The sequence below is a fragment of the Chryseobacterium sp. A321 genome (assembly GCF_054489265.1).
This window is the reverse complement of sequence record NZ_JBTMWZ010000001.1, coordinates 1,595,237-1,617,830: the sequence shown is the minus strand read 5'-3', so window position 1 is coordinate 1,617,830 and position 22,594 is coordinate 1,595,237. Positions and strand designations below refer to the sequence as shown.

General features: G+C 42.1%; 20 protein-coding genes. 10 read left to right on the top strand and 10 right to left on the bottom strand.

Annotated elements, in window-relative coordinates; genetic code table 11:
- Nucleotides 1-3: 3 nt before the first annotated feature.
- Nucleotides 4-702, bottom strand: a complete 699-nt coding sequence (locus ACX3PZ_RS07600) for a CoA transferase subunit A (protein WP_459112394.1) — start codon at nt 700-702, stop codon at nt 4-6.
- 11 nt (nt 703-713) lie between these two features.
- The gene (locus ACX3PZ_RS07595) at nt 714-851 is read right to left on the bottom strand and encodes an SDR family oxidoreductase (protein ID WP_459112393.1); all 138 of its coding nucleotides are present in this window, start codon (nt 849-851) and stop codon (nt 714-716) included.
- A gap of 156 nt (nt 852-1,007) precedes the next feature.
- On the opposite strand from ACX3PZ_RS07595, the gene rplS reads away from it, so the two are divergent.
- Nucleotides 1,008-1,364: a 50S ribosomal protein L19 gene (gene rplS / locus ACX3PZ_RS07590; RefSeq protein WP_459083869.1), complete on the top strand. Its 357-nt coding sequence runs from the start codon at nt 1,008-1,010 to the stop codon at nt 1,362-1,364.
- Between the two features lie 144 nt (nt 1,365-1,508).
- On the opposite strand, the gene ACX3PZ_RS07585 is transcribed toward rplS, so the two are convergent.
- On the bottom strand, nt 1,509-3,275 hold the full coding sequence (locus ACX3PZ_RS07585) for an aminopeptidase P family protein (RefSeq protein WP_459112392.1): 1,767 nt from the start codon (nt 3,273-3,275) through the stop codon (nt 1,509-1,511).
- 184 nt (nt 3,276-3,459) lie between these two features.
- Between ACX3PZ_RS07585 and ACX3PZ_RS07580 the strand changes: the two genes are divergently transcribed.
- The 3 genes from ACX3PZ_RS07580 to ACX3PZ_RS07570 all read left to right on the top strand — a co-directional run bounded on the left by ACX3PZ_RS07580 (nt 3,460) and on the right by ACX3PZ_RS07570 (nt 7,500).
- Entirely contained in the window at nt 3,460-5,013 is a 1,554-nt protein-coding gene (locus ACX3PZ_RS07580; protein ID WP_459112391.1) for a M20/M25/M40 family metallo-hydrolase, read from the top strand.
- A 182-nt stretch (nt 5,014-5,195) separates the two neighbouring features.
- A complete protein-coding gene (gene pruA / locus ACX3PZ_RS07575; protein ID WP_459083866.1) occupies nt 5,196-6,821 on the top strand; it encodes an L-glutamate gamma-semialdehyde dehydrogenase in 1,626 nt (541 codons plus the stop codon).
- A 190-nt stretch (nt 6,822-7,011) separates the two neighbouring features.
- Nucleotides 7,012-7,500 (top strand): copper resistance protein NlpE, encoded by a 489-nt coding sequence (locus tag ACX3PZ_RS07570; protein ID WP_459112390.1) that lies wholly within the window; start codon nt 7,012-7,014, stop codon nt 7,498-7,500.
- 79 nt (nt 7,501-7,579) lie between these two features.
- Here the strand turns inward: ACX3PZ_RS07570 and ACX3PZ_RS07565 are convergent, their stop codons facing one another.
- A complete protein-coding gene (locus ACX3PZ_RS07565) occupies nt 7,580-8,602 on the bottom strand; it encodes a 3-oxoacyl-ACP synthase III family protein (protein ID WP_459112389.1) in 1,023 nt (340 codons plus the stop codon).
- Between the two features lie 300 nt (nt 8,603-8,902).
- On the opposite strand from ACX3PZ_RS07565, the gene ACX3PZ_RS07560 reads away from it, so the two are divergent.
- A complete protein-coding gene (locus ACX3PZ_RS07560; protein ID WP_459112388.1) occupies nt 8,903-9,802 on the top strand; it encodes a CorA family divalent cation transporter in 900 nt (299 codons plus the stop codon).
- Nucleotides 9,803-9,805: 3 nt separating this feature from the next.
- Here the strand turns inward: ACX3PZ_RS07560 and ACX3PZ_RS07555 are convergent, their stop codons facing one another.
- On the bottom strand, nt 9,806-10,618 hold the full coding sequence (locus ACX3PZ_RS07555; RefSeq protein WP_459112387.1) for an SDR family oxidoreductase: 813 nt from the start codon (nt 10,616-10,618) through the stop codon (nt 9,806-9,808).
- A gap of 73 nt (nt 10,619-10,691) precedes the next feature.
- Between ACX3PZ_RS07555 and ACX3PZ_RS07550 the strand changes: the two genes are divergently transcribed.
- The gene (locus tag ACX3PZ_RS07550; protein ID WP_459112386.1) at nt 10,692-12,059 is read left to right on the top strand and encodes an aldehyde dehydrogenase family protein; all 1,368 of its coding nucleotides are present in this window, start codon (nt 10,692-10,694) and stop codon (nt 12,057-12,059) included.
- A 194-nt stretch (nt 12,060-12,253) separates the two neighbouring features.
- Here the strand turns inward: ACX3PZ_RS07550 and ACX3PZ_RS07545 are convergent, their stop codons facing one another.
- Nucleotides 12,254-12,829: a thioredoxin family protein gene (locus ACX3PZ_RS07545; protein WP_459083860.1), complete on the bottom strand. Its 576-nt coding sequence runs from the start codon at nt 12,827-12,829 to the stop codon at nt 12,254-12,256.
- A gap of 89 nt (nt 12,830-12,918) precedes the next feature.
- Between ACX3PZ_RS07545 and ACX3PZ_RS07540 the strand changes: the two genes are divergently transcribed.
- The 4 genes from ACX3PZ_RS07540 to ACX3PZ_RS07525 are packed head-to-tail and all read left to right on the top strand — an operon-like array spanning nt 12,919 to nt 16,780.
- The gene (locus ACX3PZ_RS07540) at nt 12,919-13,800 is read left to right on the top strand and encodes a lysophospholipid acyltransferase family protein (protein ID WP_459083859.1); all 882 of its coding nucleotides are present in this window, start codon (nt 12,919-12,921) and stop codon (nt 13,798-13,800) included.
- A gap of 13 nt (nt 13,801-13,813) precedes the next feature.
- Nucleotides 13,814-14,794 (top strand): glycosyltransferase family 2 protein, encoded by a 981-nt coding sequence (locus ACX3PZ_RS07535; RefSeq protein ID WP_459083858.1) that lies wholly within the window; start codon nt 13,814-13,816, stop codon nt 14,792-14,794.
- 40 nt (nt 14,795-14,834) lie between these two features.
- Nucleotides 14,835-16,226, top strand: a complete 1,392-nt coding sequence (locus ACX3PZ_RS07530; RefSeq protein ID WP_459112385.1) for an alpha-amylase family glycosyl hydrolase — start codon at nt 14,835-14,837, stop codon at nt 16,224-16,226.
- Complete coding sequence (locus tag ACX3PZ_RS07525; protein ID WP_459112384.1) at nt 16,223-16,780, top strand: 3'-5' exonuclease; 558 nt, start codon at nt 16,223-16,225, stop codon at nt 16,778-16,780. Before ACX3PZ_RS07530 ends, ACX3PZ_RS07525 begins: the two co-directional genes overlap by 4 nt.
- 5 nt (nt 16,781-16,785) lie before the next feature.
- Here the strand turns inward: ACX3PZ_RS07525 and apaG are convergent, their stop codons facing one another.
- From apaG to ACX3PZ_RS07505, 4 genes are all read right to left on the bottom strand, one after another.
- Nucleotides 16,786-17,172, bottom strand: coding sequence for a Co2+/Mg2+ efflux protein ApaG (gene apaG / locus ACX3PZ_RS07520; RefSeq protein WP_459083855.1), 387 nt, complete (start codon nt 17,170-17,172; stop codon nt 16,786-16,788).
- A 114-nt stretch (nt 17,173-17,286) separates the two neighbouring features.
- On the bottom strand, nt 17,287-18,528 hold the full coding sequence (odhB, locus tag ACX3PZ_RS07515) for a 2-oxoglutarate dehydrogenase complex dihydrolipoyllysine-residue succinyltransferase (RefSeq protein ID WP_459083853.1): 1,242 nt from the start codon (nt 18,526-18,528) through the stop codon (nt 17,287-17,289).
- Between the two features lie 60 nt (nt 18,529-18,588).
- Nucleotides 18,589-21,378 (bottom strand): 2-oxoglutarate dehydrogenase E1 component, encoded by a 2,790-nt coding sequence (locus ACX3PZ_RS07510; protein WP_459112383.1) that lies wholly within the window; start codon nt 21,376-21,378, stop codon nt 18,589-18,591.
- Nucleotides 21,379-21,491: 113 nt separating this feature from the next.
- Complete coding sequence (locus tag ACX3PZ_RS07505) at nt 21,492-22,529, bottom strand: SRPBCC family protein (RefSeq protein WP_459112382.1); 1,038 nt, start codon at nt 22,527-22,529, stop codon at nt 21,492-21,494.
- Nucleotides 22,530-22,594 lie beyond the last annotated feature (65 nt).

The following is a 22,594-nucleotide window of genomic DNA, read 5'->3' as shown; positions in this document are numbered from 1 at the left end:
GACCTATTCTTTTCGGGTGGTACGTTGTTCGATTCTTTTCTCAAATTGAGCTCCTTGGAAGATCCTTTGAACCATAATTCCTGGTATGTGAATCTCATTGGGATCTAGTTCACCAGGCTCCACAAGCTCTTCCACTTCGGCAATGGTAATCTTCCCGGCACCGGCCATTGGAAAATTAAAATTACGAGCGGTTCCTTTAAAAATAAGGTTTCCTGCATGGTCTCCTTTCCAAGCTTTCACAATGGAAAAATCCGCCTCAAACGCATGCTCTAAGATATGCATTTTACCCTTAAACTCTTGGACCTGTTTACCCTCAGCTACTTCCGTACCGTATCCGGCAGGTGTATAAAAGGCAGGAATTCCTGCTTGAGCCGCTCTGCATTTTTCAGCAAGAGTTCCCTGTGGAGTAAGTTCTACATCCAATTCTCCACTTAGCATCTGACGCTCAAACTCTGCATTTTCTCCTACATAGGAGGCTATCATCTTTTTAATTTGTTTTTTCTGCAGCAGTAAACCTAATCCAAAATCATCAACCCCAGCATTGTTAGAAATGCAGGTTAAATCTTTAATACCCGATTCCACTAAGGCGGCAATGCTATTCTCTGGAATGCCGCAAAGTCCAAAGCCTCCTAGCATGAGGGTCATGCCGCTTTGGATGTCCGCTGTGGCCTCTTTTGCATTGTTAACTCGTTTATCAATCATTGTCTTTACTTTTATTGTGCACTCCAGCCGCCATCTAAGGTTAAGGCCGATCCGGAAACCGCACTTGCGTTATCTGTTGCTAAAAATACGCATAACTCTGCAATTTTCTCTATAGGAACGAAACTTTTTACAGCATTCTTCTTTAGCATGATGGACAGGATTGAAATTAAAACGAAGAAATGCAAGTCGACTCACAATAAATAGTTGCAGAATTAAAATTTTGTTGTATTTTTGCAACCTGTTAACCAACCTCTGACGAAGGACGTGCATGTTGCTTAGCTTTGACATATTTTTTTTATTAAAAAATGGATTTATTACAGTACGTACAAGACAAGTACATTACAAAAAAAGAATTCCCAGAATTCAAAGCCGGTGACACCATCACTGTGTATTACGAAATTAGAGAAGGTGCCAAAACAAGAACTCAGTTCTTCAAAGGAACCGTAATTCAATTAAGAGGAACCGGAGGTACCAAAACATTTACCATTCGTAAGATGAGTGGTGAGGTTGGAGTAGAGAGAGTTTTCCCACTTAACCTTCCTGCCCTTCAAAAAATTGAAGTAGACCGTAGAGGTAAAGTAAGAAGAGCTAGAATCTTTTACTTCAGAGATCTTAGAGGTAAGAAAGCGAGAATTAAAGACGCTAGTTACAAAAAGAAATAAGGTAATTCAGACTACAACGATAGAAAAACCACCTAAGCTTCACGCTTTGGTGGTTTTTCGTTTCATAGAACTCTGGACGTTGCCACAAAATAATAAGTCGCCCAAAAATAGGCGACTTTCTATATATAGATTAGAGAAAAGGTCTTAGATCGGTTTCACCATTTCTAGGAACCATTCTTTTACTTCTCCATTTAGGTGAGAAGAGAGTTTTTCAGATACCCATCTATGATACTCATTTAACCACTCAATTTCCTCCTCATCCAACAGATCTTTTTGAATCGCACTGGTAAAGAAAGGACAAATCGTGAGAGTTTCAAACTCGTAAAACTCTCCAAAGGCAGTCGTTTCAGATTTCTTCACTGCAATTAGGTTTTCATGACGAATTCCGTACTCATTCTCAATATAAAGTCCTGGCTCATTTGACACGACCATTCCTGGGATTAAATCTTGAAAATTCATATCCTTACGGATGTTTTGTGGACCCTCATGAACATTCATGAAACTTCCAACTCCGTGTCCGGTACCGTGGTTGTACTCTTTCCCTTCCATCCATAAAGGAAGTCTTGCAATGGCATCCAAATGCACTCCTTTCGTTCCTTTTGGGAATTTCACGCGAGAAAGGCGGATCATCCCTTTAAGCACAAGTGTACTGTCTTGTTTGTATTGCTCACTTACCTCTCCTAAAGGAAAAGTCCTGGTAATGTCTGTTGTTCCTTCTAGGTACTGACCTCCGGAATCCACTAAAATACTTCCTTTGGCCTCTACGATCTCACTAGCGGTTTGGGAAGGTGCATAATGCGGAATGGCATCGTTGCCTTTGTATCCCACAATACTACCAAAACTAATTCCTACAAAGTTCTCTCCTTCACTACGAAAGCCTTGTAGTTTTTGAGCGATCGAATATTCACTCATTACCTCTGTTCCCACAGACGTTGTAAGCCAATGTAAGAATTTAACCATCGCCACACCGTCGCGAATCATCACGGTTCTAAACCCTTCTAGTTCGGTTTCATTCTTGATGGCTTTCATTAAATTTCCAGGAACTGGGGCTTTAAGGATTTCATTTCCTTCTAAGGCCACAAAAATAGCTTGGTTGCTGTTTGGAGAAACCAAAACCGATTTCCCTTTTTGTGACTTTAAATACGGATACAATTCTTCGTAAGGTTTAATCTCGACCGAGGCTGCCTTCAGATGGTTTCTAACCTCCTGATCCACTTTCGATTCGTCAACAAATAGATAAGCAGAGTCTAGAGAAATCACAACGTATCCTAAGAAAACAGGATTGCATTCTACATCACTTCCTCTTAAGTTTAAGGTCCAAGCCACATCGTCCAAACTTGAAATCACATGCAGATTTGCATTTTGCATTTCCATTTTTTGACGAATCGCACTTAATTTATCTTCTACACTTTGGCCTGCGCGTTCTAAAGGATGCACAAAAACAGGGTTTTTGATTTCTTCTCCTCGCTCGGTCCAAACTGCATCTAACAAAGGAAGATCCACAAGGGTAATTCCTTTGTCCTTTAAGCCTTGGCTCATTTCCTCCCAACTGCTATTGGCAGCTGCAAAGGCGTTCGTGGCAACCACTCCTCCTTCTTTCACTTCCTGTTTGAGCCACGTAACATAATCAGGAACTCCCTCCGCTCCCATTTTCATAAGTTCAAAATCAGATCCTTTCAGCTCCTTCGGGGCTTGGATAAAATAACGTCCGTCCGTCCAAACACCTGCCTTGTCTCTAGTAAGAACCGCAAATCCGGCGGATCCTGTAAACCCAGTGAGCCATGCGCGTTCTTTCCACTGCTCAGGCAAATATTCGCTCATGTGTGGATCTGCGGAAAACACCACAAAGGCATCGATATTTTTGGCTTCCATCTCCTTGCGAAGCAAAGCCACTTTTTCTTTTGAAGTCATATTCTTTAAGTATTAAAACGTTAAAGTTACGGAATTTAGTTTTTTTAAACCCTTTTCGAGAAGACCTTTTTTAACAAAGCGCTGAGATGAATTCAATAAGCAAATTGCGTAAAAGCGCGACTATCAGCGCAGTGTAAGCGTTTTATTTCAAATATTTTTAATATCTTCATCAAAAATTTAATTAATGAGGAATTTTACACGAATTATGACGGTTTCCCTATCGCTTACGGTAGGCCTCGTAGCAGCTCAGAATCAGCAGGCTATGGTGGATCAAATCATGAAAGAAACCTATGAAAACTCTCAACTTGAACCCCTTGCGTTTGAGTTACTAGACGGGATCGGCCCTAGACTTGTGGGAAGTCCAAAAATGCAACAAGCCCACGACTGGGCAGTAGCCAAGTTCAAGACTTGGGGCATTGAGGCTAAAAATGAGCAGTGGGGAGAATGGAAATCATGGGAAAGAGGAACTTCCTCTGCTACGATGGTGTATCCATACACAAAATCTCTAGAGTCCATGCAGCTGGCTTTCAGCCCTGCAACAAGTTCAAAAGGAGTGACTGCGGAAGTCATCATGCTTCCTGTATTCAAAACCAAGGCGGAATTCGAAAAATGGCTTCCCCAAGTAAAAGGAAAACTTGTGATGGTATCTCAATACCAATCAAGCGGTAGACCCGATTACAATTGGAAAGAATTTGCAACCGAAGAATCTTACAAGGCTTACCAAGAAAGAACTCGCGCAGAAAGCAAAGCATGGAACGAAAGTCTTGCGGTTTTAGGACTCTCATGGAGAAGTCTTAACAAGCCTTTTGAAGAGGCTGGTGCTGCAGGTCTTGTGTGGAGCAATTGGAGCCGCGGATTTGGGGTGAATAAAATATTCTCAGCAGGAACGAAAAAAATCCCTGTAGTAGACGTCTCTTTAGAAGATTACGGACAACTTTACCGTATGCTTCAAAATGGGATTACTCCAAAACTTAACATCGTAACTTCAAGCAAAGACCACGGAATGGCACCGACATTCAACACCGTGGCTGAAATTAAAGGAAGTGAAAAACCAAATGAATATGTGATTCTTTCTGCCCATTTTGACTCTTGGGACGGAGGAACCGGAGCGACCGACAACGGTACGGGTACCATTACTATGATGGAGGTAGCCCGTATTCTTAAAAAATACTACCCGAACCCAAAACGTACCATTATCGTAGGATTATGGGGAAGTGAAGAACAAGGCCTTAATGGATCAAGAGGCTATGTATCGATGCACAAAGACAAAATGGACGGTATCCAAGCGGTGTTCAACCAAGACAACGGAACGGGAAGAGTTCAAAACGTAAGTGGACAAGGTTTCTTAAATGCTTACGATTATTTAGGACGTTGGTTTAGCGCAGCGCCTTCCAAATTGACCCGAGACATTAACTTTACCTTCCCAGGAACTCCCGGCGGCGGAGGAAGTGACCACGCTTCTTTCGTAGCGGCTGGCGCCCCTGCTTTTATGCTAGGATCTCTTAACTGGGCGTATGGAAGTTACACTTGGCATACGCAAAGAGACACGTACGACAAGATCGTATTTGACGACATCAAAAACAACGTCGCTCTAATCGCAATTTTGACTTACATGGCAAGCGAGGATCCTGAAAAGTCTTCCAACCAAAAAATCAACCTTCCAATGAACCCTAGAACTGGGAAACAAATGGAATGGCCAAAAGTATCAGAACCTACCCGCAAAGGAGGTCTTGACTAAATTTAAATTTTCTATAGGTCCGTCTGGTTTTTAAACTAGGCGGATTTTTTTGTTTTACCCCGCACGGGATATGAAAAAGCAAGGCCATTCACGGCGTTTCTCATTCGTAGAAACTTTGTCTTTCCACTTAAATCCCTTAACTTTGTACATACTCAAATTTTAATCTAAAAATCAATAAAAATATGTCTAAAGCTATTTCTCAGGTGCCATTCGCAGTGAATGAACCGGTAAGAACTTACGAACCGGGTTCTCCGGAAGTAAAATCACTCATTGCTACCTACAAAAAAATGTGGAAAGAAAAAGTGGCAATTCCAATGATTATTGGTGGAAAAGAAGTGACTACCAAAACCGAGGTAAAAATCTCTTCTCCTCAAGACCATAAGCACAATCTTGGATTCTACTATGAGGGGAACATGAAGCATGTAGACAGTGCCATTAAAGCAGCTCTTGATGCGAAAGAAAAATGGAATGCTCTAGGGTGGGAACACCGCGCAGCGATCTTCTTAAAAGCAGCCGATTTACTTGCAGGACCTTACCGCGATAAATTGAATGCAGCGACCATGATTGGTCAAGGTAAAAACGTACACCAAGCGGAAATTGATGCGGCTTGTGAATTTATTGACTTCCTACGTTTCAACGTAGAATTCATGACTGAACTCTACAGCGAACAGCCTGTTTCTGACGAAGGAATTTGGAACCGTTCGGAATACAGACCGTTGGAAGGATTTTGTTTTGCAATTACTCCTTTTAACTTTACTGCTATCGCTGGGAACCTTCCAACCTGTATGGCTCTAATGGGAAATGTAGTGGTCTGGAAACCTTCCAACATGCAAATCTATTCTGCAAAAGTAATTATGGAGGTGCTTACGGAAGCTGGTCTACCTGCTGGAGTAATCAACATGGTCTTTGCAGACGGAGCAGATACCGCGAAACGCGTTCTTTCTCACCCAGACTTTGCTGGACTTCATTTCACTGGATCCACGCCTGTTTTCCAAAGCATGTGGAAAATGATTGGGGAAAACATCCACCAATACAAAACCTACCCTAGAATCGTAGGAGAAACCGGAGGGAAAGACTTCGTAATGGTTCACCCTTCTGCCAATGTAGAAGCCGTGGCAACAGCCCTTGTAAGAGGTGCTTTCGAATACCAAGGTCAAAAATGTTCAGCTGCTTCACGAGCGTACCTTCCTAAATCTTTGTGGAAAGACGTGAAAAAAGTAATGGACGCTCAATTAAAGACTATCAAAGTGGGATCTCCAGAAGATCCATCGAACTTTGTCAATGCAGTGATTGATAAAAAATCCTTTGACAAATGTGAAGGGTATATTGAGAGAGCTAAAAAATCAAAAGATTCAAAAGTTATTTTCGGAGGGAAATGCGATGGTAAGAAAGGATGGTTTGTAGAACCTACCGTGATCGAAACCACCAATCCTCAGTACGAAAGTATCTGCGAAGAAATCTTTGGCCCTATTCTTACGGTTTATGTATACGAAGACAAAGCTTGGGATGAAACCTTAGAGTTAGTAGATCAAACCTCTCCTTACTCTCTAACAGGGTCCATTTTCGCTCAAGACCGTTACGCGATTGCAGAGGCATACACGGCACTTGAAAATGCATCCGGTAACTTCTATATTAACGACAAACCTACGGGTGCCGTTGTAGGACAACAACCTTTTGGAGGGGCTAGAGCCTCAGGAACCAATGACAAAGCAGGATCTAAAATGAACCTTCTTCGTTGGGTTTCTGTTCGTTCAATCAAAGAAACCTTTGTTTCTCCAAAAGACTACAAATACCCTTTCTTAGGCTAAGCCAAAGAAGAATTAATTCTTAGAAAGACCTCGCGCAAAGCGGGGTCTTTTGTTTTACCCACTTCTTGCAAGACTGAATAAGCAAAATAGCAAGAACACGGGAAATGCACTGCGCTTTTAAAATGCAAATAAAAGCACCCGCACAATGCCTTTAGCACAATTTTTGAATCTATACCTTCAAATAAACAAGATGAAAAAACCGATTATACTTTCTGCAGCATTCTTACTCTTTCTAGGTTCTTGCCAGAAAAAACAAACCGAGACGACTACAAACCCTGCGGATACCATTACCATAGCCTCGCTAGAGGATTCCACAAGTGCACAAGAGATTCCTACTGGAGATACCACGCAGAACTCTTTAGATTGGCAAGGCACCTATAAAGGCACACTTCCGTGCGCTTCTTGTAGCGGAATTGAAACGACTCTTACTTTAAATATGGACGGTAAGTACACCTTAAATCAAGTGTATGAAGGGGCAGATCCAAAGGATGGGGCAGAATTTAAGGAAGAAGGCACATTTCAGTTTAGTAAAGACGGGTCCTACATTAGCCTCAAGGCAAACGAAAAGGACAATACGCCTACTCCCTCTGTGTACTTTGTCGCGGAAGGACACCTATTTCAAGTAACCCAAGTTGGGGATCGAACCTTCAACCCGCAATACAAACTAATGAAAAAGTAATTCTTCAAATAGACACGTCTATACAAAAAAGACTACTTGAAAATGAATCAAGTAGTCTTTTTTTAAATTGTATTTTCTTCTAATATTCAAACAAGACACTTCCCCATGTGAAGCCACTTCCAAAAGCAGAAAGTAGCACAAGGTCTCCCCTGTTTACCTTTCCTTTTTCCACAGCCTCTGCAAACGCTAAAGGGATTGAAGCGGCAGTGGTATTTCCAAATCGCTCAATATTGTTGTAAACCTGATCGTCTTTTAAACCCAATTTCTTTTGAACAAACTGCGCAATTCTTAAATTCGCTTGATGCGGGATGAATACATCTAGATCCTCTACCGTTTTACCTGCCTCAGCAAGGGCTTCCTGCATCGTTTCAGGGAACCTTGTGACGGCATGCTTGAATACGAAATTTCCATTCATGTAGGGATATATTTCAGTGCTTGTAACCGCCTCTGGCTCAAGTCTCATTCGATCGCTCCATCCGTACTTAGATCCTGGAAATTTCGTGCACAGCTCCTCGGCATATTTCCCCTCAGAGTGCATGTTGAAGGAGAGAATGTCTCCTTTCTCGTCTTCACTAGCACGAGAAAGAACCACGGCTCCCGCACCGTCACCAAAGATGACCGAAACCCCTCGACCCTCGTCGGAAAAATCAAGTCCAAAGGAATGCACCTCTGCTCCTACCACCAAAATGTTTTTGTACGTACCTGATTTAATAAAAGCATTTGCAACACTTAATGCGTAAACAAAGCCTGAGCATTGGTTTCTAACATCGAGTGCACCGATGGTACCACAGCCTAGTTGTTCTTGCAGCAAGACTCCACATCCTGGAAAAAAATAATCCGGTGAGAGCGTTGCAAAAACGATGAAATCAAGGTCTTTCGCCTCTAATTTTGCATTCTCTAAGGCCATTTGACTTGCTTTTAGCCCTAAATAGGAAGTCGTTTCTTCGGCATCGTTACGCTCCTTTCGGTGATGACGCTGTTTAATCCCAGTTCTCTCTGTGATCCATTCATCGTTTGTGGTCATTAACTTTGACAAATCGTCATTCGTAACGACATTCTCGGGAACATAGTATCCAGTCCCTTTGATGATACTTCTTATCATAATTCGTATTCGTTTATCGTTTTGCTTTTCTTTCTTTTTCTAAGTAAGTAAGTTGATTCTTAAGACCCCTTACAAATTACAGTAAATATAAGAAAAAGAGTGAGAATGGATTTTTTTTCAACTCTTTCTTATGAATTTTCACGACGTGCAAAGCGTGGGCGACGGGTAAACGCATTGCGAGGGAATCGCTCGAGTTCGAAAAAAGACAGTATAAATTTACACATTGCAATCTCTTATGTTAAAATTTGTACTAAATTCGTTATCTAAACTTGCAGCACCTCCAACCTATTCCCCTTTAAGATGCCCTTAGAAACCCTTTATCAAAATGACCAGTGCCAATGGCTAGATCTGGAAAAACCGAGTGCAGAGGACTTAGAAAATCTCCACAAGGAACATAAGATTGGACGACTTCTCTTAGAAGACGTGGTCGATCCCAATCACCTACCGAAATACGAAAAAGACGAAAATCTCGAATTCTTCCTTGTTCGGGAAAGCACAGGTTCAACCCAAGGTGCGCACAATGCGATAAGCGACATCTCGACAAAAATTGGTGTTTTTTTAATGGGTTCGAAAATCATTACGGTTCACCGACTTCCCAACACAAGCATACAAAAAGCAAAAGAGTATCTGCACTCCAAAAAGAACCCCCTCCGCGCGGAGGATATTCTCCTTAGGATTGCTCTAGAAGTCATTCAAACCTTTGATCAAGAATCTCAGGATATTTTTGAAATCTTAAACAAAAAAGAGGAGCAAATCTTTTTGAAGAAAGGGGACCGAGCCAACCAACTTCGAGGACTCTACAAACTAAAGAGAAAAATCGGACTCTCGATCCGTATCCTTAACAATTCCTCTCAGTGGGTTGAAAAGTTTGCGCATCTTGAGCTGTCCAGTACACAATCGACCGACCTACATGATAAATACGTTGATGTCATGACCGATTATGAGCATATGCTCTCTCAAATCACAAATTTGATTTCCCTGTTCTTGGCCATTTCGGACCAGAAAGCCAACTATGTGATGAAGGTTCTTGCCATCTATTCTATGTACTTTTTACCCCTTAGCTTTATCGTGGGACTTTACGGAATGAATTTTCAACACATGCCCGAGCTAAGTAGCCCGTACGGGTACATTGGGGTGCTACTTGTCATGGCCACCATTGTGATTGTCACATACATTTATGTAAAACGGCGAAAATGGTAAGCATTATTTTGGAGTACGTCCTTTGAATTCATTCATGGTGTCGTAAATCCCAAATACATCACGCATAACCCATTGGTATACTTTAGCAGGTAAAATCCCTTGCGTAAGCCTTATGAACCAATAAGGAAGCGGGAGTGCTAGTAATCCGGAATGCTTTTCAATGGCTCTCATAATTTTTTCGGAGGTTTTTTCCGGATCCAAAATCGGAAGTAGCTTCGATTTTACGCCGTCAAACATTCCCGTATTTATGAAAAAGGGCATAATGGTTGTGACATGCACCTCTTTTTTGAGCTCCTCCATCTCCAGACGAAGACTGTCACTCCAGCCGGTTAACGCCCATTTAGAGGCCGCATAGACCGCCATTTTCGGATTTGAAATCAGTCCTGCCGAAGAGGCAATATTACAGATGGAGCCGCTGTTCTTAGCCATCATCGGTCCTAGAAACTCTTTCGCAATTAGCATAGGGCCGGTGGAATTAACCCGAAGGGACTGCTCAATCTGAAAACCCGAGTTTTCATGAAAATAGCCTTTAAAAACAACGCCTGCATTGTTAATCAAAACGTCCACTGCGCCGTGCTTTTCAAAAACCTGCTTTGCTGCCTGCGTAATTTCCTCGCTTTTAGAAACATCTACCCTATAGATATCCACGCTTCCGCCTAGACTTTCAAATTCTTGCGAAACCGCCTCAAGGGCCTCCAGGTTTAGATCCCATAGCAAAAGGGATTTACAGCCCCTTTCAAGGCTTTTTCTAGCCATAATTTTTCCGATGCCAGATGCACCTCCCGTAATCAGGACGGTTTTATGTTGAAAGTTCATATAAATTCCTTTTTCTAAGTTTCCTTTAATGAATTTAAAAAGTGCTAATTTTACAAATAAGCAATTAAATATAATGAACTTTCAAGATATAATCTCTACCCAGAGAACCTTTTTTCAGTCGCATAAGACCAAAGATTTAAAATTCAGAAGAATTCAATTAGAACTTCTCAATTCTACGCTCAAGAAAAATGAAAATCTACTCTATGAAGCGCTTGAGAAAGATTTGGGTAAGTCCCGATTCGACACGTATGCAACCGAACTTTCTATGGTTTATAGTGAACTGGGTTACTATTTGAAGAATCTCCGTTCTTTATCTCAGCCTAAGAGAGTAAGAACCAACCTTGCAAACCTTCCAGGACAAAGCCGCATCTATCTAGAGCCTTTAGGCTCAGTTTTGGTCATGGCTCCATGGAACTATCCGCTTCAACTCTCCTTATGCCCTGCAATCGCTGCCCTTGCGGCTGGGAATACGGTGATTCTAAAACCGAGTGAACATGCACCTCACACGATGGCACTCCTCACTAGTCTAATCAACTCCACATTTTCATCTCATTCCTTTTACTGCGCAAAGGGAGGACAAGAAGTTGCAAGTGAACTACTAGAATACAAATGGGATAAGATCTTTTTCACAGGAAGCACCAAAGTCGGGAAAATCGTTTACGAAGCTGCCGCGAAACATTTGACCCCTGTCACTCTCGAACTTGGAGGGAAGTCTCCTGCGATCGTTACGCGTTCTGCCGATCTAAAAACAGCAGCCAAAAGAATCGTGTGGGGAAAATTTCTAAATGCGGGACAAACCTGCGTGGCACCGGATTATGTATTAATAGACTCTGCAATTGAATCCGAGTTTTTGTCGCACGTGACACATTACCTTAAGAAGTTTCGATACGAAGCCCAAAGTACGCATTACGCGAAGATCGTCACCCCTTCTCATTTCGAAAGGCTGGAAGGCCTCTTAGAGGGAGAGGATCCCTATTATGGGGGCAATCGAAATAAAGAAACCCTTTATTTTGAACCTACCGTCATTCGCGGCGTCACTAGGCAGAGTCCGTTAATGCAAGAAGAAATATTTGGACCTATTTTACCGATCCTCTCATACAGCTCTTTTTCACAGGCTCTTCAGAGCGTACTTCACGACGAAAAACCTCTAGCGGCCTATCTTTTCTCAAATCGAAATGTGGAAAAAGAGGCCTTTTTAACTCAGCTTTCCTTTGGTGGGGGCTGCATAAACGATGTCGTTATGCATCTCACCAATCCGAGTTTACCCTTTGGCGGAGTGGGCTCTTCAGGAATGGGCAGTTACCATGGAGAAAAGGGCTTTCTCACTTTTTCCCATGAAAAATCAATACTTAAGCGAACCACTTGGGGAGAGCCCTCAATTAAATATCCTCCCTACTCGAAGTCCAAATTAAAATGGATTAAAAGACTTATGTCAATTTGAGTGTGCGCCGTAGCTTAGGATTCTGCTACCGAAATGGCATCCTTTGAATACGACCTAAAATTTAATTTGGGAAGTAATGCCTACTCTTTTTTCTAAACCGAAACTATAAAATCGCCTTTTGTACTGGATAAGAAAGCAAAAGGGCTCGCTTTACAGCTGAGCCCTAGACGAATCTTTCTTGTTTCCGTTGCCGCTTATGCCTTTGGCTTCCACGCATTGAAAAATGCTTTCACCTTCTCTAGGCTGTAGCCCTTATCCTGCTCTAAACTTCCACTCTCTTGGGTGTGAATTTGCTTTCCGTTTTTATCAAGGACGATAAAAACAGGATAGCCGAACTCATCCCCAGGATTCCCATAGCTTGCAAAAACTTTTTCGTTTTTGTTCTTTGGCGAATAATTCAAATGGTAATAAAGGTAATTCTGATCAATAATTTCTTTTAACTCTGGCGTGGTTTGCACGTACTGATTAAATCGCAAACACCAAATACACCAGTTCCCACCGGCTTGAAGTATAATGTTCTTGTTTTCTTTTTGAGCTTGCACCACGAGTTCTTTAATTTTGGCTTCTGCATCTTCTGTCTCACTATAGGGCTTGGGAAGAGCGGCCTTTTCTTTTTCTTGATCCGCTTTCTTCTTCGCAGCAATTGCCGCACTATCCTGCACTTCAACTAATGTAGAGTCCACTGTCGTCTTGCCCGTTTCACTTTTCTTTGCACAAGAAAAAAGGGTTAAAGAAAAGACGGCGAGGGCTAAAATTTTGATTTTTTTCATCTTAATAAGTTCAAATTGGAATCAAAAATACAGCTTTTATTTTACTCTTTACTTTGTCTCGGGATTTAATTCTTAAATTTGTACACTTTATGAAGGTACTCTTACGCTTATTCCTTTGGATCTCAAAACTTCCCTTGTGGTTGCATTACGGCATGTCTGATATTCTGTACTTTCTAAATTATTATTTGATCGGGTACCGAAAAAAAGTAGTGAGAACCAATCTTCAGAATGCCTTTCCAGAAAAAAGCAAAGAAGAAATCTCGAAAATTCAAAAAGAATTCTATCGAAATTTTACGGATTATCTTGTGGAAACTGTAAAGCTTTGGAGCATTACAGAGCGAGAATTGAGAGTACGTGTACAGCATATCAATCAGAACTTATTTCAAGAAGCAAAAGAGGAAGGGAAAAACGTCATCCTTTTAGCGGGTCATGTCTTTAACTGGGAGTGGATTTCTGCATTAGCCACCTCGCTTCCTCAATCCCACTCCTATCCGGTTTATCGAAAAATCAACAATTCGTTTTGGGATCAGCAGATCTTGAAAATCCGAAACCGATTTCAAAACCAGTCTCTTGAAGATAAAGACGTCATAAAACATATTTTAAGTCATCCCAATGACGGGGACTCCGTCTATATGTTTGTCGCGGATCAATCCCCCCACCACATGAATGTAGACAAAGGTCTTGATTTTTTAAATCAAGAGACCCCGGTGTTTATTGGGTACGATAAGCTCGCCACACGAAAGGATCTTATCTTCATTTATTGCGAGATGAAAAAGGTAAAACGTGGCTATTACCAAATTAACTACAAAAGAATTTACCCTGAACAGGAGCACTTTGTTCCTTTCGAAGTGGTACAAAAATTCCATCATCTTTTAGAAAATACCATTCAAAAAAGACCTGCAAATTACCTTTGGTCCCACCGCAGGTGGAAATACCAAAAGCAGATTAAAAGTCTACTTCCGCCCTTATAACGCTTTGATTCCTATGACTTCAACTCCTGATTTAGCCATTGCCATTTTGAATTGGAACGGAAAAAAATGGCTCGAAAAATTTCTTCCCTCGGTTGCAATGCACTCAGAAGGTGCCCAAATTTATGTGATCGACAACGCCTCGAGCGACGATTCGATTGACTTTTTGAACGAGAATTACCCTCAAGTTCAAATCGTGGTCAATGCGCAAAATCATGGCTTTGCCGCAGGATATAACGAAGGGTTAAAAAAGATCAAAGCGAAATTCTATTGTCTTTTAAATTCCGACGTAGAAGTGACTGCAGACTGGCTTTCTGCGCCACTTGAACTCTTCTACGCGCGTCCTGACATTGCCGCAATTCAGCCCAAAATCCTTAGCTATTCGCAAAAGGATACCTTTGAATTTGCAGGTGCTGCAGGCGGACTGATTGACAATTTAGGCTATCCTTATTGCCGTGGAAGAAAATTTGACACCCTTGAAAAAGACCTAGGTCAATACAACGACCAAACGGAAATATTCTGGGCCTCTGGCTGCTGTCTTTTTATTCGAAGCAAAGATTTCTGGGTACAAGGGGGATTTGACGAGCGGTTTTTCGCCCATCAGGAAGAAATTGACCTATGCTGGAGACTCAAAAATTCGGGGAGAAAAATTTTCTATACGGGATTTTCGAGCGTGTACCATGTGGGGGGTGGAACCCTAAATAAGCAAAGTCCACAAAAGACCTATCTAAACTTCCGCAACAACCTATCCATGCTGCTTAAGAACCTTCCTTTCCCTTCTTTACTAGGCCTGATTTTTCTTCGCCTTTGTCTGGATGGAATTGCAGGCATTCGTTTTGGAATCCAAAACGGACTGCCTCACCTTTGGGCCGTGGTACGAGCGCACTTTGCATTCTATAAAGAGGCCAAAGAAACCTGGAAGAGAAGAGGAGCCTACCAAATGAAAAAATACTACCAAAGCAAATGGCTTATTTTCAGACATTTTCTTTTGAAATAACGCTCGGAATTAAGTAAATTGAACTCTTAATTCCAAACCGATGAGATGTTTTCGCTCTTTTGTTAGCCTTTCCCTTTTCCTCTGTCTAACGATAATTGCCGCCCAAAAAAGGGCACCCAACTACCAGCCTAAACCCTATGTAGAGCTAAACACTCCTTCGTGGGTTAAAAACGCTACACTGTACGAACTCAACGTAAGACAATTCTCGAAAGAAGGCAATTTTAAAGCGGTTCAAAAAGCACTGCCCGAGTTAAAAGCAATGGGTATTGACATTCTTTGGCTCATGCCGATTCACCCTATTGGAGAAAAAAACCGCAAAGGAACCTTAGGGAGCTACTATTCGGTGAAAGACTATTACGGAGTCAATCCCGAGTTTGGAACCAAAGAAGATTTCAAAGAATTGGTCGAGGCCATTCATGCCCAAGGAATGCATGTCATTCTCGATTGGGTGGCAAACCACAGCAGTTGGGACAATGCTCTTGTGACGGACCACCCGGATTGGTATTTGCGCAATTCTAGGGGAGAGTTTCAGCCTACACCTTGGCGAGATTACGACGATATAATTGATTTTGATTATTCAAAACCTGCTTTAAGAGAATACATGACTAAAGCCCTTGCCTACTGGGTCGAGGAGTTTGATATCGACGGCTATCGATGTGACATGGCTAGTTTCGTTCCTCTTGAGTTTTGGGAAAATGCAAGAGCAGAACTAGAAGAAATAAAGCCGGTATTTCTTCTCGCGGAAGCGCAGGACAAGGAGCTCCATCGCCATGCGTTTGATGCCACCTACGCATGGGAGCTCTACAATGTACTTCATCAGATTGCAACCAAGCATACGCCTATCTTTCCGCTCACGGAAGGGTATATCGCAGAACATGTGTCTATCTTTCCCACAGAAGCCATCCGACTTCAATTCACGGACAACCACGACAAAAACTCATGGGAAGGCAATCAAAACCTCAATTTCAAAGAAGGACTGAAAGCATCGATGGTGCTCATGACCACCCTCGATGGAATGCCCCTAGTTTATAATGGACAAGAAGCAGGACTTTCTCGTTCTCTTGATTTTTTTGAGAAAGATCCGATCTCGTGGCAAGCGCATGAGAACCGCGCTATTTACACCACGCTATTTCGATTGAAACATCAAAACCAAGCCTTATGGAATGGCAAATGGGGCGGAGAAATGCAGCGCATTACCAACTCAAAAAAAGACCACGTACTTAGTTTTGTCCGAGAAAAAAACGAAGACAAAGTCCTTACAGTTGTAAATCTAAGCCCTACAGCTCAAAATTTCACGTTAGATCTACGCGAGCATAGCGGAGAGTACGAAAATGTGTTTGAGGGCAAAAAACAAACCCTAAGCCCTAACCAAAGCCTAGTTTTAGAACCTTGGGCCTATGTAGTGCTCAGTCAAATAAACTCGAAGCCATGATTGATTTTTGCGCCATCGATTTTGAAACGGCGACCCATGAAAGAAGTTCCGCTTGTGAGCTTGGGGTCACCGTAGTGGAACAAGGAAAAATTGTACACACCAAAACCTGGCTTATTAAACCGCCCAGTTTTCCGTATTTCCATCCCCGTAACATTGAAGTGCATGGAATTGAGCCTCGTGACGTCGCACACGCTCCGACCTTTGCAGAGATCTGGGATGAGATATACGATCTACTTTATGGCAACCTTATCCTAGCGCACAATGCGGGCTTTGATGCAGGCGTATTAAGAGCGAGTCTGGAACACTACGGTCTCTTTACTCCCAAATTAAATTACCTCTGTTCCATTCAAGTGGCCAAACGTTCATGGAAAGGTTTAGGAAGTTATAGTTTAAAGAATTTAGCCCTTGCACATCAGTTGGAGTTTAAACACCACCGTGCGGGCGAGGATGCTGAAGTTTGCGCTAAATTAGCGCTGCTCGGCTTTGAGAGACTTATCATTACCTCGACCGAGGAAATCCTGCCTGTGTTTCAAAAGCAGATTAAAAAGCTTTAACTCTTTTAATTGCACAGAACCAAAGAATGCAATTTGAACTTTGGAATTTCGACGTGGATAAGTTCCTGAGTGAGTAAGTTTCGAAATTGATACTCACCTGTCATATACCCTACGCCAGAGCTTAAGAGTACATTGGAAAAATAGTCAAAATCATGCCCTGGTAAAATTACAGGCGTAAGTCCGATGACCCCTTCTCCTTTCACCTCGGTAAATCCGAAACCTAAATCGTAAATCAACCATTCCCTTCTTAGCAATTGAATGGGAATTTTGCTCAGATTTTCGATGGTAATATCGTACCGAAAGACAAATCGATTCTCGAGTGGATAGCTGTTTTTGCTGTCGTATACAGGGCGCGCGGTTACCTTAATATTGAAACTCGTTTTAGACTCCATGCCAGGTTTTTGTTCAATGGCTGCAAAAAGGTTGCCTAAGTCGATATCGAACCCAAAAAAAATCCTACAAACTAATTAGCTGCAGGATTTTATACTTATTTAAAAAAGGAAAACTTAGAGTTCTAGTCCTTTGCGTTCGTCTCCGCCGAGTAGGAATTCCAACGGATTGTCAATGGCTTCTTTCACCGCCACAAGGAACCCTACGGACTCTTTTCCATCAATGATACGGTGGTCGTAAGACATTGCCAGGTACATCATCGGACGAATTTCCACTTGTCCGTTAATGGCAACAGGTCTTTGAAGTATGTTGTGCATTCCTAAGATCGCAGATTGAGGTGGGTTAATAATTGGTGTCGAAAGCATCGATCCAAATACACCTCCATTGGTAATGGTAAAGGTACCACCTGTCATTTCGTCTACACTAATGCTTCCTTCACGTACTTTGTCTGCAAGAGATTTAATGTTTGCCTCTACGCCTCTAAAACTCATGTTCTCTGCATTTCTTAGTACAGGGACCATCAGTCCTTTTGGACCCGAAACGGCAATCGAAATGTCTGCAAAATCGTAATTGATTTTGTAATCTCCGTCGATCGAAGCGTTCACGTCAGGATACATTTCTAAGGCTCTTGTAACTGCTTTCGTAAAGAAAGACATGAATCCAAGTCCTATACCATGCTTCGCTGTGAATTCTTCTTTGTGCGCTTTGCGAATTCTAAAAATTTCAGACATGTCTACTTCGTTAAAAGTAGTTAGCATTGCGGTTTCATTCTTCACAGAAACGAGTCTACTGGCCACTTTTCTTCTAAGCATAGAGAGTTTCGTCGTGGTCATTTCTCTTGAACCTGAAGTTGCGGATACAGCTCCAAAAGAAGGGTTTGCGTTTACCGCATCCTCTTTTGTAATTCTAGCATCACGTCCAGTTCCAGATACTGTAGAGGGGTCAATTCCCTTTTCGTCTAGTACTTTTTTAGCGGCCGGAGAAGGCGTACCTGCTGCGTAAGAATCCGATTTAGGTGCTTCTTGTTTCGGTGCTGCGGGTGCCGGAGCTTCTTGTTTTGGTGCCTCCGCTTTTGGTGCTTCTGCTTTCGGAGCCTCTGCACCTGCCTGCGGTTTTTGTCCCGATCGGTCGATAAGACATACCACTTGACCCACTTCTACCAAATCACCTTCTTCTGCTTTCAAGGTAATAATCCCACTTTCCTCTGCAGGAAGTTCTAGGGTCGCTTTGTCAGAATCTACTTCGGCAATTGGCTGGTCTTTTTCTACGTAGTCACCGTCTTTCACTAACCAGGTTGCAATTTCAACCTCTGTAATGGATTCGCCCGGTGAAGGAACTTTCATTTCTAGAATTGACATATTTGAATGTTTTTTTTCGTTAATTATTTTATTGATTTTCTAAAGACGGTACTTTTTAATTTAAGCCGAAGTAAACACGCGCTGAAGGATATCGGCTTGGTTATTGTCGTACATCTTATGGCTACCCGGTGCAGGCGATCCACTTGCAATCGGAGCGACCACTTCAATATTTTCCTTGCGGAAATTTCGAAGAATGTAAGACCATGCTCCCATGTTCTCTGGTTCTTCCTGAGCCCAAACAAGCTCTGTTCTTGAGCTATATTTCTGAAGAATTTCTTGCATTTTATCCTCTTGAATTGGGTAAATCTGTTCCAAACGAACAATCGCAACATCCTCTCTTCCGAGTTCTTCTTGTTTAGCCAAAAGCTCGAAGTATAGTTTTCCACTGCAAAGCACTACTTTTTTCACCTTCTCGGCTTTCGCGATCGGATCGTCTAAAATAGGCTGGAATCCACCTTGCGCAAAATCTTCTAATTTCGAAACCACTTTCGGGTGACGTAAAAGAGATTTTGGAGACATGACAATTAAAGGCTTTCTAAAATTCCACTTTAATTGACGTCTTAATAAGTGGAAGAAATTGGCAGGTGAAGTAATGTTGGCGACCACCATGTTTTCATTCGCAGCCAGTCCTAAGAATCTCTCAAGTCTTGCAGAAGAATGCTCCGCCCCTTGGCCTTCGGATCCGTGTGGAAGTAACATCACAAGTCCGTTTTGTGTTTTCCACTTTTCTTCAGCCGCCGCTAAATACTGGTCAATAATAATTTGGGCACCGTTGACAAAGTCACCAAACTGCGCCTCCCAAATGGTAAGGGTGTTTGGAGAAGCCATGGCATATCCGTAATCAAATCCTAGAACTCCGTACTCAGAAAGGTGGGAATTGTAGATTTGGAAGGAGGTATCTCCTAAATGATCTAACGGGATGTATTCTTCTTCCGTGTCCTCTGTTTTTACGATTGCATGACGGTGCGAGAAAGTTCCTCTCTCTACGTCTTCCCCTGAAATTCGAATGTCATGGCCTTCGTTAAGTAAGGTTGCATAGGCAAGCCACTCTCCCATCGCCCAATCTAAGGAATCCGTTTCAATCATCTTAAGTCGCTGATCAAAAAGACGCGTAATTTTCTTAATGAAATTTTTATCTTTCGGAAGACTTACCATTTTTACGGCTAAGTCTTTTAAAGTCTCTAAATTAAAACTGGTATTCACCGGCTCTTGTAGACCCCCTCTTTTCCCCAGAGGGAATTTTTTCCAAGCTTCGCTCATGAAAATGTCCATGACGTTCTTCTCGATTTGTTTTGAGGCATCAAAATCCTCATCAAGTAGGGCTTTAAAGTCCGTTTCCATCGCTTTAAGTACCTCTTCCGAAACCACATTTTCTTTCACAAGTTGAGTCTTGTAAATTTCACGTGGATTGGGGTGTTTTGAGATGGCCTTATAGAGATTCGGTTGGGTGAAACGAGGTTCATCCCCTTCGTTATGTCCGTATTTACGGTATCCTAGTAAGTCAATGTATACATCTTTTCCAAATTTCGCTCTAAATTCTGCCGCAAAGCGAATGGCATGCACGACCGATTCCACATTGTCTGCATTGACATGCATCACCGGGGAACTCGTTACTTTCGCAATGTCCGTACAGTAGTTGGACGATCTGGCATCCACATAGTTCGTGGTGAAGGAAACTTGGTTATTCACGACAATATGAACACTTCCTCCTGTCTTGTATCCTTCAAGTGACATCATCTGTGCAACTTCGTATACGATTCCTTGCGCGGCAATCGCACCGTCTCCATGAATTACGATAGGAAGTACTTTGGAGAAATCTCCCCCGTACAAATGATCCACTTTCGCACGGCAAATTCCCATGACAAGGGATCCTACAGTTTCAAGGTGGGACGGGTTTGGAGTTAGGTTAATGGAAACCTCTTCTCCGTTTGCCGTCACAATTCGTTTGGACGAACCTAAATGGTATTTTACGTCTCCTGAAAAAACATCCTCTTCAAATTCTTTTCCTTCAAATTCAGAAAAGATTTGTTTGTAGGATTTTCCAAATATATTCGTGAGTACATTTAATCTTCCTCGGTGAGCCATCCCTAGTACTACTTCGTCCACACCGAGTTGAGAGGAACGTGTAATGAGTTGATCTAAAGCAGGAATTAGAGATTCTCCTCCTTCTAAGGAAAACCTTTTTTGCCCTACGAATTTCGTGTGAAGGTAATTCTCGAAGGCAACTGCTTGGTTTAATTTTTGCAAAATTTCGACCTTTTCGTCCGCAGAAAGCGTCGGATGGTTTTCATTGACTTGCAACCATTGTTGAACAAAGCTCTTTTCCTCTACATTGTCTAAATGCATATACTCTACTCCGATGGAATCGCAGTAAATTTTCTGTAAATGCGTAAGAATGTCTTGAAGAGTGGCTGCGCTAGGCATCCCGGTTTGGGTGGCGCAATTAAACTTTAAAGACAAATCCCCCTGGCTAAGGCCAAAGTTCTCAATCGCTAAAGTCGGCTCAAAATGGCGACGCTCACGAATGGGGTTGGTTTGTGTAAAAAGATGCCCTCGTAATCGGTACGCATTTATCAAATCCAAAACCTTAAATTCTTTGACAATTTCTTCAGGAATTTCTCCTTGACCCACCGCCGGATTTGAACTTACAGCTCTTTGAGTCGTATTAAGTGAGGAGGATCTAGAAACTACCGGGGGCCCATCTTCCCCATAATTCTCTAAGGCAAAGTCAAAACCTTGAAAAAAGGCCTTCCAAGAAGGCTCCAAAGAATCCGGGTATTTTAAATATTTTTGGTACAAATCCTCAATGAGTTGAGAATGTGCTGCGTTTAGAAAGGAAAATCGATCCATTATTTACAGTTTCTGTTCAATAAAAATGTTAGTTTACAAATTTAATAAATTTCTATGACCCAAAGGGAATGAAAGCGCTAAAATAATTATGCGTGAATTCCCATTTTTTCGCCTTAGCGAAAAACGGGTAGTGACAATTTTAAATTCACCTCTGCGTTTTCTTTCGGCGCTTGAAAAAATCGCTGCGAGAGTTCCCCATAACGAAGGGAGTCTGCCTTTGCTTTTGCTACTAATTTGGCCACAGCCCTTTGTCTTTTTTCAAAAGGTCCTTTGTAATAAAGCACATAGGTTTTCGCGGCATTAAGCGTTTTAAAACTAAAACTATTGTCGGAAAGCGCACTGCGTTTTGACACCGGAAACCCATAAAAGTACGAGACTTCGCTCGATTTTGTATTCTGAGCCTGCGAAACTAAGATTGGAAAGCCAAATTCTTCCTCGTCTTTGCCCAAATCGGTAGTAATGTAATTAAAGACTTTGTTGTGATTCAAAACAATGTTTTTGAACAGGGCGTCGCCATGGTTGGAAGTACTCACGTTGACGCCCACCAATAAGGCTCCCTGCTGCTCCTCTACCATAAGAGAATCGTAGGTGATTTTGGAGAGCAATTGGTCCCTATCTACGCGATTACTCAAAACCGAAGAAAGCGTCAGTACGCTTTGGTCCACGATCTTTCTAAATTCTTCTTCGTTCCATCGGCTAAGTGAACTTTTAAAAACAGACCGACTCGGGGTCTTGACGCTCCAAAGAATTTTGGTTTGATTTGGACCCAATTCTTTGAACTTTAAATCGATCAGATAGGGAAGACTCTCCGTCCCTTCAAAAAGTTGGTAGCGAAGGGTGGAATTGGGATTTTCGTAACGAAGAAACATTTCCATCGTATGGTTGTTTTTCGGATCAAAATAATGAAGCGAGGCGCCTTTCCCCTCGTAAGGACGAAAAAAATGAATCTGTGAGGACTCTGAGCCTTTTACTAAAACGTTCCATCTTGCAAATTGCTTTAAGTCTCGAAACATCGGAAACACTTTCTCAAGGGGATAGTCGACATTTTTTTCAATCGTATACTGTGTGCTGCCTTTCTCAAAAAGAAGAGACAGGCCGTATCCTAGCAAAATAAGAGCCGCAAAAATAAAGGCAAATCGAATCCAACGCATGGGCAAAAATAACAATTCGCTAGCGAGTGAGCAACTCCTGCCCCCCGCTAACGAAAAATAATTGT